The following is a 17,512-nucleotide window of genomic DNA, read 5'->3' on the forward strand; positions in this document are numbered from 1 at the left end:
TGCCGAGGAGGCTCAGGTTTCGCCCCATGGAAAGCGAGCACCTGTAGTGGAAATTAACATCACTCAACTTCCTTTACGAAAATTTGGAAATTAGCTACAAGATTATTTTTCAATAACTAGAAAACGACTTTCAAAGAATTGAAAGTCGTTTTTTATTTAATTCAATAAATGTCTATTCATTTTTTTGATGCAATGGTCGGTAAATAGATTTTACGAATTTATGTTTAAGATAGGGAAGGATTTTTTTTCTGCGATTCACTAATCTACCTACAATTGCCTTTTTGTCTTCTTTTGATACTAACCAATCGTCAGGAATTAATTCTACAATTTCTTCTAATAAGAGAACTGGGATTCTTTGGATGATCTCCAATTGTTCGTTAAACTCTTCTTCGCTCATAATAAATTGAGACATGAATAGATGAGTTGAGCTTTTCATTATTTTTTGTGGCAAAGTTTCTAATTCTGAAACTAACCAGCTGTAGGAACCAAAAGCTTCTGCATGGTCAATAATCCACAGTTTAAATCTATTCAATTCTTCTTCTAATAGCAATATATTCTTTCTAGTACGATCTCCATTGCAAAGCCAATAGTCAAATAAGATGATACCTGCTAACGTTTCGTGATTAACGATACATGAAACAGAAGAAACTTGGTGTCCGCTTAATGTCTCAGGTACATATAAGGAAGCAAATTGGAATTTTGAATTTTTAATTTCATCAAGTTCAACTTCTGGAATTGCTTTTGAAAATTCCTCAGGAATTTGGACGATCAGAGCGTAGGGTACAGGTAAATCTAGAAACCTTGCAATGCAATAGGCAATCCATTCATTTGGTAAAGTTTTCTCGAATCCGGAGCGGAAATATTTAACAACATAATCTCTGCCGTCACTAAAAGTAATTAAATGTGCGTTTGATTTACCTTCAAGTTTTTTTATATAAGAAACTGGTTCAATCATTTTGCATCACTCCACCTGTATTACTCTCGCCGATCTTTTGAAGATATTCTCGATAAATATCGGCCACTTTATGAATTGCAAAATTTTGTGCAACGTGTTCTGTTGCATTTTGTGAGAGTCTTTGATGAAGTTTTTGATTATCAACGATTGAATAAATGTTTTTAACAGCATCTTGTACATCATGTCCTCTAAATAGCATACCGGTTTCGCCTTGGATGACTATTTCAGAAATCGGCATAATATTGGATGCGACTACAGGTACACCACAAGCCATTGATTCAATGAAAGTATTGCCGAATGACTCTACTTTTGTTGTAGCTAAAGTACAACCCCCTGATTGAAGAACTTTTGCATAAACATGAGGCATCTGTTGATATGGAATGACAGGAAACCATTTGATAATATCAGACAGGTCCTCTTCTTTCCATTTCAATGCAAAATCTTCTCTTTGCACACTTTGAGCTCCTCCAATTAACCATATTTCAATATCTGACCGTTGACTTTTTATTAATTTTGCAACTTCTACTAACATTGGCCAGTTTTTTCTTTTATCAACTCTACCAATCCAGCAAACTATTTTTTTATCGTTTGGAAGGATTGGATTATTTGAATAAGCTATTTCTTCTGAAGTTAATGGATGGAAAAATGTGGTGTCGACACCATTGTAGATTACTTTAATGGGGATATTATCCGTCAAAATCGAAACTAATCGTTTTTGATAATTCGATGGGACAATGATAGAAAGGGGATTAATGGTTCTAAATTTTTTTAAATGAGGCTGTAATTTTATTAGCTCGGGCGTACGAGCTTCTACAATTACTGGACCTTTATAATTAGCTTTCCTTAGCCATTTATACGCTGCTCCAGTATCCACTACAATGATTGTGTCATAAGCATTATTTTTAATAATACCAATTATTTCGTTTTCGTCCCTCGTTAAATAGACAGGTGCAACATCTTCCATTATGTGTAATCCGCCATGATCGGTTGTATATAGAAACTCAGTTTGAATACCAAATTTTTTAAAATAAATTGAACGATTCCTCCAGCCGGCATTTACTCCTCCAACTGTTAAGAGACGCCAAATTACGAGAACTTTCAAATTTTCCCCTCCTTAGTATTAGTATACAAATAATCGCTTTGTCATTTTATTTAAGACTTTACTGTATACTATTTTCTGCCGTTTAACCTGATCAAAAGTTTTGAATAGTAGTCCTATTTTAGTTAATTCAAAATGGGGTAAATTGTATGTGCAAGTAACTAATAAAGCAAAATTTATATTCGATCTGTCATTATAGAATTCATCTACTTCTGTCATCAAAGTAACAGAACTTATTTCTCATGGATTTAGGCTGTAAAATTTACTACCAATGAGCGTGTAGATATGATAATGTAATGAATAAGAAGTATTTACTTCGATATTATTATGAAGTGAAGGGAAAACTTCATAACTGAAAGGACCTAACGATGGATCGATTAAATTTTACATTACTAATAAAAGAAAAGTTCTCACAGCTTTCACCAGGTCAAAAAAAAGTAGCTACATATATGGTTGAACATCTAGAAGAATGTGCATTTAAAACAGCATATCAAATTGGAAAAAAAGCTGAAGTAAGTGAAACAACAGTCATACGACTTTCATATGCACTAGGATATGAAGGCTTTAGCGATATGCTGTTAAGTGTGCAAAATCAAATTCTTCATTTAAACAAATTAGATTATTTAAATGAGAAAAAAGAAATGACTAGCGCAGACGAAAATAGCACTTTTTCAAAGATCATTGAAAATGAAGTCAATATTTTAAGAAACTTATTAGAACCATCAAATATCAAGGAAATAGCAAAAGCCGTCGAAGCGTTAATGCAAGCTGATCAAGTATTAATCGTCGGACATCGAGTATCCCAAATAGCAGCTTCTTGGTTTGCAAATACATTAAGTTCGATTAGAGGAAATGTAGTGAACTGTTCTTTGACAGGAGATTTTTATGAAAAATTTTGTAATTTAACAGATAAATCTGTTGTTGTGGCATTTTCTTTTCCGCGATATGCCAAAGAAACACTAACTATTGCTGAATGTACGAAAGATAATGATGTACGTTTAATTTCAGTTACTGACAGATTACTATCACCGATTGGAAGGATTGCGGATATTGTTCTAACAACAGAAGAAAATGTAGAAAGTGGTTCAAATTCCATTGCATCCGTAATTAGTTTACTAAATTTAGTCATTGCCGGTATGTTTGAAAAAGATCAAAAACGAATTCAAATCTATCAACAAAAATTAGAAAAAATTTATTCAACTTACGAAGTGTTTATTGAGTAGAAAATAATTGTTAGGAGCCCATGATATGAATCCACATATTTATCTAGATCAAAATAAGGATAACATTTTAAAAACTTATCAAGATTTACATTCACTAGCAGAACCGAGCTGGCATGAAGAAAAAACGGCTACCTATTTAAAAAAACGTCTGCTTTTAGCTGGATTAGCTGTAAAAACTTTCCCAATGCATCATGGATTTATTGCTGAAATAGAAGGGATAGAGAAGACTGTAGTAGCACTGAGAGCTGATATGGATGCACTAGTTCAAGAAGTCGATGGAGTCGTAAAAGCAAATCACTCTTGTGGTCATGATGCTCATAGCACGATGGTTTTATATGCAGCATTGGCAATTGCAGAAAGTGGTATAAAACCAAAACATACGATTCGTTTTATCTTTCAACCTGCTGAAGAAAAAGGTGAAGGTGCACTACAAATGATGGAAGATGGCGCATTAGAAGATGTTATTTTATTATTTGGAGTACACTTAAGACCTGTAATAGAAGTACCGTTTCAAAAAGCTTCCCCTGTTATCATTCATGGATCAGCTGAAACAATTAAAGGAGTGATCAGAGGTGTTCAAGCTCACGCATCAAGGCCAAAAGAGGGGATCAATGCAATTGAAGTAGCTGCAGATATTGTTTATAAGTTAAAGCGTTTAAATTTAAAAACTGATGTTCCATACTCAATTAAAATGACTCAACTTCAAACTGAGAATGAAGCTTCAAATACAATTCCTGAAACAGTAAAATTTTCACTTGATGTAAGAGCACAAACAAATGAAGTCATGAATCTGTTAAATGATCATGCAAAAGAAATTTTTGAAGAAACAATGATGGAAACTAAAGCGAAAATTTCATGGTCAATGGAAGAATTTGTACCAGCAGCTATTTTGAATGATCACGCAATGAAAATGACTGAAACAGCTATTGCTGACATTATTGGTAGAGAAAATGTGGTACCTATATGTATTTCTAATGGTGGTGAGGATTTTCATTTTTATACAAGCAAGTACCCTCACATTTCGGCTACTATGGTTGGATTAGGATGCGGGCTAACACCGGGGTTACATCATCCTCATATGAAATTCAATTTGGAAGCACTACAATATGGTACGAAAATTTTAACTCAAACAGTTTTAATTGCATCTGAAGAATAAATGATATCAATGTGAGGTGGAAAAATGCTAAACAAAATGAATCATAGTGATGTTACAAATGGAATTACAATCCGTTCTCTCCATTCAATCGAAGAAATGGATGAGGTTCGATTACTAGAATCAAAAATATGGGGGATGGAGGACTCGATTCCAACGCATCAAACAATTACTGCTGCAAAGAATGGTGGTTTAGTATTAGGAGCGTATTTTGAAGGGAAAATGATTGGTTTTCAATATAGTTTTCCTGGATTTGATGGACAATCTATTTATCTTTGTTCACATATGCTAGGAATCGATCAAGAGTATCGTAATAAAGGTGTTGGCAAATTGCTTAAAATTGCACAACAAGAAGAAGCACTTAAACTTGGATATGATCTAATAACTTGGACATATGATCCATTAGAAACTGCAAATGGGTACTTAAATATTTCTAAACTAGGGGGAGTATGTAGTACGTATATCGAAAACTGCTATGGAGAAATGGAAGATTTATTAAATAGTGGAATTCCATCTGATCGTTTCCTAGTTGAATGGCATATTGCCAAAGAAAAAGAGCATAACCCATTTGAAGAAATTGAATTAAGTGAGGCCATTAATCGTTCACTAATAGGTTGGGAAGAAAATAACGAAGGTTTACCTATTCCAATCATTAAAAATTCAATTTTAAAGAATGAATTTACGTATGTAGCAGTTCCAAAAGACTTTCGAACAATAAGAGAAGTGAACATCGATGTAGCAAGAGAATGGCGAATGTCTACTAGAGAAATTTTCAAAAAGTTATTTCAAAGTGGATGGCAGGTTAATGGATTTCTTAAAAACAAGCAATCTGATTTACCAGTCCATTTTTATGTACTAAAAAAATAGCACATTCGATTGTCTAAAAGATAAAGGGGAGTTAGAAAATGAAAATAAAACAAGTTATTTTACGACATATGAAACTGGATTTATTACACCCATTTACAACTAGCTTTGGAACTGAATACGACCGAGATTTTATTTTAGTTGAAGCAATTAGTGATGATGGCATTTCAGGCTGGGCAGAATCTGTTGCCATGATTGATCCATTATATAATGAAGAGACAGTTAAAACGAATTGGCATATTCTTGAAGATTATTTAATTCCAATTGTATTAAATAACGAAATTCATCATCCAGACGAACTTTCTGAAAAGCTTTTTTCTCATATTAAAGGAAATTACATGGCTAAATCTGCAATAGAAGGCGCTATTTGGGATATCTATGCTAAACAAGAAAATAAGTCGCTTTCAAATGCAATTGGTGGAACTAAGAAGGAAATTGAAGTAGGTGTAAGTATTGGTATTCAGGATTCAATTGACTCAACAATTAATATTATTGAAAACCGTCTTGCAGAAGGTTACAAGCGATTCAAATTGAAAATTAAGCCAGGTTGGGATCTTGAATTAATTGATAAAGTACGAAAAGTATATCCGAATATCCCATTAATGGCAGATGCAAATTCAGCTTATACATTATCTGATATGGATCAATTAATCGCATTAGATGACTATAATTTAATGATGATCGAACAACCCCTTGCATACAACGATATTATTGATCACGCAGATCTACAGGCGCGAATGAATACACCAATTTGTTTAGATGAAAGTATTCACTCATTAGAGGACGCTAGAAAAGCGTTAAAACTAGGAAGCTGTAAAATTATTAATATTAAAATAGGTCGTGTAGGTGGAATTACACAGTCGAAAAAAATACATGATTTATGCCAAGAAGAAGGAATTCCATTATGGTGTGGAGGAATGCTAGAATCAGGTATTGGTAGAGCACACAATATTGCCATTACATCGCTACCAAACTTCATCTTACCTGGAGATACTGCAGCATCATCATTATACTGGGCAGAGGACATCATAGAACCGGAAGTAATTGTCGAAAATGGTATGATCACAGTACCAGATAAACCAGGAATTGGATACGAGCCCCACATGAAAAATATTGAAAAATATACAAATTGGAGCAAGGTATATAAGAACTGAGAGAATTGAATTGAAAATGAAAAAACACAAACCAATATGATAGTTTGTGTTTTTTTCTTATTCCTTAAATCCTTATTCCTTGATCTTACGATTATTCTTTTCCTTAAACTTCCTTACTTGCTCTTCGTACATTTCAATTTCTTTTAATTCATTATTTCCATATCTCACAGAATCGTATGCATTAACTAACTCATCTGCATTTGTAAATTGAATTCGGTGCAGCCATTCTTTTAAAGTTTCGTTTGGTAGTCTGCCCATCCTATTTTTTAATGCGTATTTTTGAAGTTGAAAAATGAGTTTTCTAATTTGTTCCGACGGAGCTTTTTGATTAAAGAAACGTTTTTTTCTTATTAAAGTCTTAGGAATCGAAGAAATCTCAGTCTCTATTTTTTGTTGGTTAGTCTGTTTTTCAATTTTAAATCCTGTAAGTTTTCTTATGATAAGCCAAACAATGATTAAAGCAATGATTAGTAATAAAACCCAAGCCCAAGAAGGAATAGAGTCTAAAATAAAATGTTTATTTGGAGCATATTGATTCATCTCATTTTTAGCATTTGAAGCATCTTTAGGACCAAGCTGCTTTGGTTTAAGCTCTATGCGATCAATCGAATTAAATAAAGGTGTACCTAAAAATCCGACTATGTTAATCATACCATTTAGTAACTTAAAACATACCCATTTAATAGAAGGTAAAATTAATGTAATGATACCAGTCAATATAACAGCGATTGATATTGTCCCAATTATGCCTTTTATATTATTAATCGAATGAAGATTGACAGCTTGCTGTAAAAATCTCCCTAAACTATACAAGACTGTAAAAATGATTAATAAACCGTAAACCAAATTCATATTTAAAAAATGAGAGGTCCATCCAACAAAAAAAAGTAGAAAACTACTACAGTAAAATAGAATTGGTAAATTATTTCGTTCTTCTAACCATAAAGAAGAGTCCTTAAGAAAAGCTTCAATTCGAAAAAAAATAAAACTCCCACATAAAATAGATGAAAATGAGCTTAGCCCAAGTGTAAACCCAACTAATCCACAAATAATGGCAGCAAAGAACGGAATCGCCCTAGAAATTTGTTGCTTTTGTAGAGAGAAATATAAAAAAAGATTGCCAATCATCATTACGCAAATAATAGCCAATGTTGACGGAAGATGATTTGTAGGTTCATAAATTAATAGAAGGATTAAATATAAATACAGGCATTCCAATGAAAAGAAATAGTTTGGCAGTAGTCGTAAAATCATATCATGATCCTTTCAATTAAATTATGTCGAAAGTGGAACAAGCTTTGGACTTTCTATATCATCAAGTAGATAATAGATTCTTTGACCGCGTTTTTGCATTTGAGCAATATATCGATCACCATGTTTTCCGTATGGTCCACACAAAATTACAACAGGAGATTTTCGTTGTTGTTTTTCTACAAAATATAATAATTTATTAATTGGCTGAGTCATTCTTTCACGGTTTAAACGGGCGAGAATATCATAAGTTTTACTTAATTGTGATTTCCCTCCACCGATAGGTAAATGATAGACTGGAACGCCATTTTCCATATTTAAATTCAGAAATATTTCATAGTTAATATTATGTTCTGCTGCATATTTAACAATAAAAGCTAAATTACTTGCAATTGATTCAATATTTTCAATTACGCTCATTTGATAATTTGAATGGCGTGTATCTTGTAGATTAATAATAAATGTCCAAGAATAATCAGCAGTTCGTTCATATATTTTTGTTTGAAGTACTTGAGTCTTCGCACTCGCTTTCCAGTGAATTCGATGAAATGGATCGGAATAAACATAGTCTCTCGTTCCAATCGGAGCTAGAAAGTCTTCGAATATACTAGTTGTATTAACGAAACTACCATATGAATTAGTAGAAATTAACTGTTCGATTTGAGGGACCGGAATTAAATTAGGGTAAATGATGATTTCTTTTTGTAAGATGGGTTTATAACTCAATCTTACATATCCTAAGCCAAAGAAATTAGAAATGTTCAACTCAAATTCTTTTACTCTAGTGACACCCCTTTTCGATGCTAAAAGGGGAAGTGACAGTTGGATTGTTTCATTTCCTTTCAACTGAACTGGGATGATGAATTCTAAGCTTGAATCATTACGCAATGACTTAAATTGTTTTCCCTCAATAATCGGATCTAATTTTATTCGAATATTCGCATTAATAATCGGTAACCAATTATACTGTGAGATTTTTATCGGCAAAATGAATTGTTCTCCAACTGAAACACGGATTGGAGTTTTATCATTGTCTAATACTAGATGATCACCAATACGCTTTAAATAGTATCTACTCATTCCACAAATGATTAGTAAAAATGCACCCAAAAACATTAACAAATAGGAAGATACATAAAAGTTTATAACTAGAAAAATGATCCCAATGATGACAAGTATATCAAGTGAGTTTTTCCCGTGTATTTCTTTTGTCCAAATCATTTATAGACCCGCTCCAGCTTCTACGGGAACTTCAACTTGATTCAAAATCGACTCAATAATTTGTTTTGAATTTTTTTTCAGTGATGCTTCAAGTGTTAATACTAATCGATGTGATAGTATGAATACTGCAACATCTTTAACATCTTGAGGAGTGACATATTTTCGATCATTAATAAAAGCCTTTCCTTGTGTTGCTCTCATAAGTGCAAGTGTTCCTCGTGGGCTAATTCCCATTTGTATATCCTCATGATTTCGGGTTAAATGAATGATATTTAAAAGATAGTCTTCAACCTCATCTGAAATTTCAACGTTTTTAACTTGTTCTTTCATTTCAGTAATTTCTTCCAATGATAATACATTCTTTAAATTAGAGTATGGTAGATTTGTGCGATAGGATCTCATGATTCTTTTTTCTTCTTCAAATGTTGGATAATCCAGTTGTATTTGCATAAAGAATCGATCCATTTGGGCTTCAGGTAACGCAAAAGTTCCTTGCTGCGATTCAATTGGATTTTGGGTAGCGATAACGATAAAAGGGTTAGGTAGTGAAATCGTTTCTCCATCAATCGTTACTTGTCGTTCTTCCATTACTTCGAGTAAACTAGCCTGAGTTCTTGGTGTGGCACGGTTGATTTCATCAGCTAATAAAATATTCGTCATGACTGGTCCGATTCGAAGTTGAAAATCTTGTTCTTTTGGATGGAAAAATTGGATTCCAGTTACATCACTTGGTAACAAGTCAGGTGTAAATTGAATTCTCTTAAACGAACCATTCATTGTTTTCGCAAAACTTTTTGCTAATTGTGTTTTTCCCGTACCAGGAACACTTTCCAATAAGATGTGTCCATTATTAATAAGAGCGATGAAAATCATTTCAACAACATCATCTTTACCGATTATTACATGACCTATTTCTCGTTTAAGCTGGAATAGTTTTTCTGATATATTCATATTTACTCTCCTTTGAATTTTATTACTCTAATCCTGATCGCCTCAATGTCTGAAATTTCAATATATAATGAGTGTAATTTTATTGTAATGGTTATTTACGAGTTAAGTCCAACAATTCTTAATTTTTGATAAATTATGTTAGTAAAAAAATAAAATTGTTTGATATTTTTTACTAAACAAGGTAAAATTTTTAATTGACTTTTAAAAAATGGATAATTAATCCAACTGCAAAAATTTTTCTATAAAAATTATTCAACTAGATTCTCATAATTGTAAATTTCAGTAGGTGAATCCATTTCGATCATTATTATTGGCTAGCAATAATAGTGGCAGGCGTCGGTTATTGCCACCAAAAAAATAGATAGAAACTCATAAAATCAACAATGATGATGAACTGAGCACTAAAAATATTGAATTATATAGTGGGGAGAAGTATATGAATAATCCTATAAATTGCGCAAGGTGTTTTAGCTTAACTGTTCAAAACGGTAAGAGTAAATTATGTCCAAAATGTCAAAAAGTAGATAATGCATGGCTAGAAATCGTTTTAGATTACTTAAGAAAAAGGGAAAATCGTACAGCGACGATTGTACAAGTTCTGAATGCTACGCTTGTAAATGAGGAATGGATTTATGAATGGGTAAAGCAGGGGAAGATTTTACAACGTCATTTTCCGAACATTGGACTGCCATGTCCGAAATGCGGTGAAAATTTAACAGATGGAGTCTCCGTATGTTCAAATTGCAAAGGAAAATTAGTAAAAGATTTTGAAACGGTCAAACTAGAAGATTCACATTCAGTCAAGAATACAGTAACGTATCTCAAAAACCATGATTAAATAATATACAATTTTGCAAACAGAGTTTATTATAACTCTGTTTTTTTGCATTTAAGAAAAGGTAAGTCAGGTAAGACAGTGAAAGTAGTAGAAAGAATAGGTCAGGAAATCTTATATAATATCAATAAAATTCTCTGAAGTCTTTTAATCTCTTTTTCCTTCTCTTTGTTTCTGCTTTTTTTATTGAGTTTTGGTTATTTCTTCCATTAATTAAAAGGTTTTAAAAATTCTAAATTAACAGTTAAATACTATTCTAAAATTACATCTTAAATATTTAGAAAATTTGCCGATAAAATTTTAGTAAATACACATGGGGTTTTTTATAAGTGGGGGGAATATAGATGAACTGGTCAATCGGTCGGAAATTAACATTATCTTTTTTAGTTATCATGTTAATAATCGTTTTTTTAAGTGTTTTTTCAATATCTAGTAGTAATAGATTAAACAATAACACTAAACAAATAAGTAATGAGGTATTACCAAAGGTTGAAGCGATTGGGGAAATTAACTACATTGCGGAACATATTTTTAGTACGACTCAAAAGCATATTTTAAATGAAGATCCATCCTATAAAAAACAATATCAATTAATACTAGAAGGACAGTATCAATTAATCGATAAAGCATTCGTTAACTATAAAAAATTATTAAAAACAAAAAAAGAACTAAAACTATATAATAGTTTACATAGAGAATGGCAGGATTATGTAAATAAAAATACTGAAATCCTCGAGTATAGTAATAAATTAGAAACTAAAAACGCTCTTTTCTCAACATTTAGTGGAACAGCGTTATTTGATAAAATGCACACAGATTTAGAAGCATTAATTAAAATGCATAAACAAGAAGCTGCTAAATTAAAAGATAGTAGTAATAAAGAATTTTTAAATGTTTTCTATATGACAATCATAAGCGTAGTTGCTGCAGTTTTATTAACAGTAATTATTGCTTGGGTATTAATCCGATTTATTCGAAAACCGCTTACAAGATTATCAGCTCAAGTAAAAGAAGTTGCAAATGGCAATTTAGCATTAGATCCAATTATGATTAAAAATAAAGATGAAATTGGAGAATTAGCTAATAATTTTAATAGTATGGCTGCTAATTTAAAAGAGTTAATAGAAAATGTAATCAATAACTCTCAATTAGTTGCTGCAACTTCAGAGGAATTATCTGCAAGTGCAGAGGAAACGAGCAGAGCTTCAGAGCAAATTACAAGCTCAATTGTTAATATTGCTGAGGGTGCTGAAAAACAAGAAAAAAGTAGTCACGAAGCTTTCAATGTTGTAAAAGAAATTTCAACAGGAATGGATCAAGCGGCTGTTTCAATTCAAACTGTTGCCGAAAATTCACTATCAACGTCAGAAAAAGCAATTAATGGAAATAAAGTATTAGAAAAAACAGTAAACCAAATGAATATGATTCATAACACTGTAGTTAATACTTCTTCAATCGTAAACTCTTTAGGTGACAAATCCGATGAAATCGGTAAAATCGTTACGATCATAACTGAGATTTCTGAACAAACAAATCTGTTAGCATTAAATGCGGCAATTGAAGCTGCCCGTGCAGGTGAACAAGGTAAAGGTTTTGCAGTAGTTGCAGATGAGGTTAAAAAATTAGCTGAACAGTCTAGAACAGCTGCAAAACAAATCTCTCAATTAGTAGGGGTTATTCAATCAGAGGTGAAAAAAGTTATTGTTTCAATCGATGAAGGTTCTACAGAAATTAAGAACGGAATAGATTTAGTAAGTGAGTCTGGTGAAAACTTTAATCAAATCGTAAAAATGATAGAAGAAGTTTCAGCTCAAACTCAAGAAGTGTCTGCGATATTTGAAGAGATTAATGCAAGCTCACAAAACATTATTCAAATTGTTGAATTGACATCAGAAATATCTTCGGATGCTTCAAGCCAATCACAAGGCGTAGCGGCAGCTGCAGAGCAACAGAATTCATCTATGCAGGAAATGTCAGCATCTGCTGATATATTAAGTAAAATGGCAGAAGAGTTACAAGATACGGTCAAAAACTTTAGGGTTTAAAAGAATAGACCAAATAATAGTAAATATGAAGCCACCCGATTTAGGGTGGTTTTGTTATACAGTAAAAAAGTATAAAATGGCGAGTTTTCTTTATTTTGAGTTTTTAATACAAGTTCTGCAATTTCCTTAAATCTACTTAACTTTGCATAATGATAGATTAATTTTATATATTAATGATATATCGATTATTTTGGGAGAAAAAATGTGCGAAAAATATTGATTGTATTACTAATCTGTTTATTAGCTTTAATGAGTGCCTGTACAAAAAATAATCATAAAGAAGTTAAATTAAAAGAAAATAAACCTAAACAGGTTAAAGAACAAAATTTACCTCCTGAAAAAACAAATCCGATTGTATCGAAAGTTACTGTAGGAGCTGTTGGAGATATTTTAATACATAATGAAGTTTATGAGGATGCTAGGCTACCAAATGGTGCTTATAATTTTAATAAAATGTTTGATGAAGTTAGGAAAACGATGGAAATGCCCGATATTCTTGTCGCTAATCAAGAAACGATGATTGGTGGTAAGGTGTATGGATTATCTACTTACCCTACCTTTAATAGTCCGTATGAAGTTGGAGATGCATTAAAAGGGGCTGGAGTAGATTTTGTAACGCTAGCAAACAATCATGCTCTTGATCGGGGTGAAAAAATAATACAAAGTGCTTTATCCCATTGGGACTCAATTCATATGCCCTATACAGGTGCGTTTAAATCGATAGCAGATCATGATCAAATCAGAGTACTGAATAAAAATAATATTCGATTTTCGTTTCTTGCTTATACTTTTGGTACAAATGGAATTCCCGTTCCAAAAGGAAAAGAATATTTAGTAAACATGATCGACCTCACAAAAATACGGAGAGATGTTGAAAAAGCTAAAGGGATATCTGATGTTGTCGTGGTAGCAATGCATTGGGGTACTGAATATGAACGATTTCCGAATAAAACCCAAATGAATCTTGCCAAACAATTGGCTGATTTGGGGGTTCAAATCATTATTGGAAATCATCCGCATGTTTTACAACCACCGGCTTGGATAACCGGAATAACAGGAAATCAATCAATCGTTTTTTACTCATTAGGAAATTTTTTATCAGCTCAAGATGAAATCTATGAGTTAATTGGAGGTTTGGCTACAATTGACGTTATAAAAACAAAAATGGACCATGAAGAAAAAATAGAGTTAACGAATCCTCGCTTTTTTCCAACTTACAATTATTATAAAGATAATCGCAATTTTAAAATTATGTCATTACAAAATATAAATCATGTCAATTTAAAAAATGGCCAAGAGCGATATAATGAAATAATGACCCACATGAGGTCATATATAAAAGATTTAAGCAATCTACAAGAAGTTAAATGATTTTCTTTAAAAACTTGTTTAAACAAACAAGTTTTTTTCTGAGTGTTGAAATATATAACAGTCAATATAAAAAAGGTCATAAAGTGAACTTTTTTGATGATAAGTTAGTATTTTTTGATATTCTATTAAAGAATATAAATGTTAATAATTTTAGCAATATTTATAACTCCGTCAAACTCAAATCATTACTTAGATCATCTTTTTTATAAGTTTAAACTATTAAATACTAATTTTTAGAAAAATGAATTCAAATCTTATAAGACAATGCTTTTTTTGAATTTGTCGTTAAACTGATTTAATTTAAATCGTTTTTAATGAATACTTTTTTTGAAGGATAAGTTAATTGGAACGAAAGGATGCTCGACTCCTATGGGAAATGCGGAAAGGCTAAAGACCCCGCAGGCTTGCCGAGGAGGCTCAGGTTTCGCCCCATGGAAAGCGAGAATCCTGTAGTGGAAATGAACATCACTCAACTTCCTTTACAAAAATTTGGTCATTATTTGACAAGATTATTTTTCAACAGCGTGAAAAGAAGGGATATCTATAAGATATCCCTTCTTTTTAGTAGTTTATAGAAGTCAGTATTTTTCTCTTTATAACCCTATTTCTATTTTACAGTCCAATCTATTGGCGTCATTTGAAGCCCTTCTAGTTTTTGATTAATTTGTGAAAATGGTTTACTACCAAAAAATCCTCTACTAGCAGATAATGGACTTGGGTGATGGGCCTTTAGTATGACATGATGATTTCCAGTAATCAATTCTTCTTTTGCCTGTGCATGCTTACCCCATAATACAAAAATAATTGGGCGGTCATGCTTATTTAACTCAGATAATACAGTGTTTGTAAATACTTCCCAACCTTTATTTTTATGAGAGTTTGCTTCTCCTTCACGAACAGTTAAAACTGTATTTAATAATAAAATACCTTGTTTTGCCCAATCGATTAAATAGCCGCTCGTAGGAATTTCGATACCCAAATCACTCTTTAATTCTTTATAGATGTTTCTTAAAGAAGGCGGTATTTTCACCCCAGGTAATACAGAAAAACTTAATCCATGAGCTTGCCCTGGCTGGTGGTACGGATCTTGCCCAAGTATAACTACTTTACAGTCTTCATATGAACATTCATTCAATGCTTGGAAAATATGTTCTTTCGCAGGGAATATACTTCGTTCACTGTATTCCTTTTGAAGAAATTGTAGTAATTCATTAAAATAAGGTTTTTCGAATTCTAGTTTTAATCTTTCTTTCCACTCTGACGATAATTGCAACAATGAAATACCACCTTTTCTGACGAATTTCCCGAGAAATATTTGTTGTATCTTGTCGTTATCTGAAAACTTTTATCTAATCACGGTTAATAAAATATTTGAATAAATACGATCGCAATGATTATTTGAAAACCTACGATACTTAAGGCATAAAGTGAAAGTGAACGACCTTGTTTAATGATCATTTTTAGATTTACATTTAATCCTATGGCCGCTAGTGCAATTATTTCTAATAAATGACTAGTGTTATTGGATAAATTCGAAGCCCAACTTGGGATACTACCAATACTATTTAAGCCACAAAGAATTAAAAACCCAATTATATACCAAGGAAATTGGATTTTAACTTTCTCATTCGAATACTCGGCTACATTTCTTTTTTTTATATTAGATAAACAGAAGACAACCACGACTAGAAAAATAACTCGTATTAATTTAAATAAAGTAGCATAATTTTTTACTTCATCATTAACTAAGCTACCACTTGCAACAACTTGTCCAACAGATTGTAATGTACTTCCTATTAAAGCTGAAGTTGGTAGTGTTTCCGAGTGATAGATAACGGAAGCAATCACAGGTAAAACAAACATCAATACTGTTCCCATCATGTTTACTAGTGTCACGGCCAATCCCTTTTCTTCCCCAGTCGCATGTATAGCAGGGGCTGTAGCACCAATTGCTGATGATCCACAAACTGCATTTCCACTTGCCATTAAATAGCTAAAATTCACTCCAAATCCTAATTTTTCACCTAACCAAATCGTAAAAATGATAACTAGGCACATTTGCATTACGATTAAGAAAACACCTTTTAACCCCAATAAACTAATCATTTGAGCACTTATTGTTGATCCTAATAAAAAAATAGAGACCTCTAATAATTTGCTCTCTGCAAACTTCCTACCGCCCTCGAAATTAGACTTTATTCGAAAAGAATTCCCAATAAAAAGGCCAATTAATATTGAAAAAGTAGCTGCTCCAAATGGTAAGTAAATTGAGAGCGTTTGACTAATAAGTGCGATAACAAGGCAAAAAACTAACCCTGGAAAAACGTTAAATATAGTCTTCATTTCTTTCTCCAAGTTTCCAGTAAAATTTTATATAAATCCTTACTTATTATGTAACGAAAAAAGAAATTCGACAAGAATCTTGTCGAATTTCCAAATTTATCTTATCTAGTAAAATTACTCTTCATCATAGTTAGAAGCCTCAACTATGTACTGAGGTCTTCTTTTCGTTTCATAATAGGTCTTACCTAGGTATTCCCCTAATACGCCAATCATTAAGACTTGTACGCCTCCAAATAGCATTATGAAATTTGAAATTGTATATAAACCAGGGATTCTAATTCCAACAAATAGTACCTTAAAGCTCATCATGATAAAAATAACGAGACTGATTCCGATTAATAACAATCCAATTTTCGTTAATAATCTAAGCGGTTTTGTATTATAACAAAGAATATATTCGATACATTTCTTGACTGTATCCAATCTCTTCGTTTCTAACTCTTTGTTAATCACCCTCGAAGTTACTTCATATTCGATTGTTTTTATTTTGTAGCCTATCCAATTAAACATACCTTTCGAATAACGATTTGATTCTGGCATACTTAATATTGCATTTACTACTTTTCTACTTAACAAGCGAAAATCTGACTCATTTTGAAAAAGATCAGGGTCGACGAATTTTTTAATGATTTTTTCAACAATCCCTTTTTTCGCCTTCTTCAGAACCGAATTCTCCGATTTTTTTGAAGCCACTACATGGTTACTACCTTTTTTGTATTCATCAATCATCTCTAAAATAACATTCGGTGGATGTGTAAAACTTCCATCCATTAAAATAACTACATCCCCCTTAGCGTGCTCTAGTCCAGCGCAAATCGCGCCTTCTCTCCCAAAACCACGAGTAAAAGAAATATATTTCATATGACTACTATGGTTAGCAACAACTTGAAGGGCTAAAAGAGTGTTATCTTCACTACCATCATTTATATAAATTATTTCATAATCTTCTCTAAGCATTTTTACTGTATTTGATAAATTAACGTGAAATCTTTCTAAACTTTCTTCATTGTTCTTACAATAAACTACAACTGATACTTTCATACATAA

At 32.1% G+C, this 17,512-nt stretch carries 15 protein-coding genes; 7 read left to right on the top strand and 8 right to left on the bottom strand.

The features are described from left to right. Window positions 1-172: 172 nt before the first annotated feature. Both B7R67_RS20655 and B7R67_RS20660 read right to left on the bottom strand, forming a co-directional pair. Window positions 173-955, bottom strand: coding sequence for a HipA family kinase (locus tag B7R67_RS20655; RefSeq protein WP_088072880.1), 783 nt, complete (start codon window positions 953-955; stop codon window positions 173-175). After that, window positions 948-2,057: a glycosyltransferase family 4 protein gene (locus B7R67_RS20660; RefSeq protein ID WP_088072881.1), complete on the bottom strand. Its 1,110-nt coding sequence runs from the start codon at window positions 2,055-2,057 to the stop codon at window positions 948-950. Before B7R67_RS20660 ends, B7R67_RS20655 begins: the two co-directional genes overlap by 8 nt. Before the next feature lie 365 nt (window positions 2,058-2,422). Here B7R67_RS20660 and B7R67_RS20665 point away from each other — a divergent pair, with 365 nt between their 5' ends. The 4 genes from B7R67_RS20665 to menC are packed head-to-tail and all read left to right on the top strand — an operon-like array spanning window position 2,423 to window position 6,448. Next, a complete protein-coding gene (locus tag B7R67_RS20665) occupies window positions 2,423-3,277 on the top strand; it encodes a MurR/RpiR family transcriptional regulator (protein WP_088072882.1) in 855 nt (284 codons plus the stop codon). 25 nt (window positions 3,278-3,302) lie between these two features. Next, the gene (locus tag B7R67_RS20670; protein WP_088072883.1) at window positions 3,303-4,433 is read left to right on the top strand and encodes an amidohydrolase; all 1,131 of its coding nucleotides are present in this window, start codon (window positions 3,303-3,305) and stop codon (window positions 4,431-4,433) included. Between the two features lie 24 nt (window positions 4,434-4,457). Next, the gene (locus tag B7R67_RS20675) at window positions 4,458-5,297 is read left to right on the top strand and encodes a GNAT family N-acetyltransferase (protein ID WP_235822234.1); all 840 of its coding nucleotides are present in this window, start codon (window positions 4,458-4,460) and stop codon (window positions 5,295-5,297) included. A gap of 38 nt (window positions 5,298-5,335) precedes the next feature. Beyond that, the gene (menC, locus tag B7R67_RS20680; RefSeq protein ID WP_088072884.1) at window positions 5,336-6,448 is read left to right on the top strand and encodes an o-succinylbenzoate synthase; all 1,113 of its coding nucleotides are present in this window, start codon (window positions 5,336-5,338) and stop codon (window positions 6,446-6,448) included. Between the two features lie 72 nt (window positions 6,449-6,520). Here the strand turns inward: menC and B7R67_RS20685 are convergent, their stop codons facing one another. From B7R67_RS20685 to B7R67_RS20695, 3 genes are read right to left on the bottom strand one after another with little or no spacing between them, the layout of a single operon-like run. Further along, entirely contained in the window at window positions 6,521-7,702 is a 1,182-nt protein-coding gene (locus B7R67_RS20685; RefSeq protein WP_088072885.1) for a hypothetical protein, read from the bottom strand. Window positions 7,703-7,723: 21 nt separating this feature from the next. Next, window positions 7,724-8,920 carry a DUF58 domain-containing protein gene (locus B7R67_RS20690; RefSeq protein WP_088072886.1) on the bottom strand — a complete coding sequence of 399 codons (1,197 nt, stop codon included), beginning with the start codon at window positions 8,918-8,920 and terminating at the stop codon, window positions 7,724-7,726. Continuing rightward, on the bottom strand, window positions 8,921-9,871 hold the full coding sequence (locus tag B7R67_RS20695) for an AAA family ATPase (protein WP_208615679.1): 951 nt from the start codon (window positions 9,869-9,871) through the stop codon (window positions 8,921-8,923). Window positions 9,872-10,307: 436 nt separating this feature from the next. Between B7R67_RS20695 and B7R67_RS20700 the strand changes: the two genes are divergently transcribed. The 3 genes from B7R67_RS20700 (at window position 10,308) to B7R67_RS20710 (ending at window position 14,122) form a co-directional block, all read left to right on the top strand. After that, window positions 10,308-10,709: a hypothetical protein gene (locus B7R67_RS20700; RefSeq protein WP_088072887.1), complete on the top strand. Its 402-nt coding sequence runs from the start codon at window positions 10,308-10,310 to the stop codon at window positions 10,707-10,709. 341 nt (window positions 10,710-11,050) lie between these two features. Next, window positions 11,051-12,751, top strand: a complete 1,701-nt coding sequence (locus tag B7R67_RS20705; protein WP_088072888.1) for a methyl-accepting chemotaxis protein — start codon at window positions 11,051-11,053, stop codon at window positions 12,749-12,751. 204 nt (window positions 12,752-12,955) lie between these two features. After that, window positions 12,956-14,122 carry a CapA family protein gene (locus B7R67_RS20710; RefSeq protein WP_235822236.1) on the top strand — a complete coding sequence of 389 codons (1,167 nt, stop codon included), beginning with the start codon at window positions 12,956-12,958 and terminating at the stop codon, window positions 14,120-14,122. Between the two features lie 607 nt (window positions 14,123-14,729). Here the strand turns inward: B7R67_RS20710 and B7R67_RS20715 are convergent. From B7R67_RS20715 to B7R67_RS20725, 3 genes are all read right to left on the bottom strand, one after another. Then, window positions 14,730-15,398: a uracil-DNA glycosylase gene (locus B7R67_RS20715; protein ID WP_088072889.1), complete on the bottom strand. Its 669-nt coding sequence runs from the start codon at window positions 15,396-15,398 to the stop codon at window positions 14,730-14,732. Between the two features lie 83 nt (window positions 15,399-15,481). Then, complete coding sequence (locus B7R67_RS20720) at window positions 15,482-16,465, bottom strand: YeiH family protein (RefSeq protein ID WP_088072890.1); 984 nt, start codon at window positions 16,463-16,465, stop codon at window positions 15,482-15,484. Window positions 16,466-16,579: 114 nt separating this feature from the next. Next, window positions 16,580-17,506 (bottom strand): glycosyltransferase family 2 protein, encoded by a 927-nt coding sequence (locus B7R67_RS20725; RefSeq protein ID WP_088072891.1) that lies wholly within the window; start codon window positions 17,504-17,506, stop codon window positions 16,580-16,582. Window positions 17,507-17,512: the final 6 nt, after the last annotated feature.

The organism is Gottfriedia luciferensis, from assembly GCF_002156865.1.
Lineage (GTDB): Bacteria > Bacillota > Bacilli > Bacillales > Bacillaceae_G > Gottfriedia > Gottfriedia luciferensis.